Below are 390 nucleotides of genomic sequence, written 5' to 3' on the forward strand. Positions count from 1 at the left end.
TTTGTCGAACGCGAGCTTCCCGGTGATCCTGAACGGGGCCGGCGTCGTCATCGGCGATGCCGTCGCGGAATCCGCGGCGCTGGCCGAGCGGCTCGATGCGCCCGTCTGCTCCGGCTACCAGCACAATGACGCCTTCCCGGGCAGCCACCCGCTCGCCGTCGGACCCCTCGGCTACAACGGCTCCAAGGCCGCGATGGAGCTGATCGCGCAGGCCGATGTCGTGCTGGCGCTCGGCACCCGCCTCAACCCGTTCTCGACGCTGCCGGGCTACGGGATCGACTACTGGCCCAGGAACGCCAAGATCATCCAGGTCGACATCAACCCCGACCGCATCGGCCTCACCAAGACGATCACGGTCGGCATCTGCGGCGATGCCAAGCAGGTCGCCCG

1 pseudogene is annotated in these 390 nt (G+C 68.5%); it reads left to right on the forward strand.

Annotated features, from left to right (window positions below):
- A pseudogene (locus tag WDW90_RS38400) lies at nt 1-390 on the forward strand (sulfoacetaldehyde acetyltransferase); the annotation flags it as partial.

It is taken from the genome of Methylobacterium nigriterrae, from assembly GCF_037106235.1.
GTDB classification, from domain to species: domain Bacteria; phylum Pseudomonadota; class Alphaproteobacteria; order Rhizobiales; family Beijerinckiaceae; genus Methylobacterium; species Methylobacterium nigriterrae.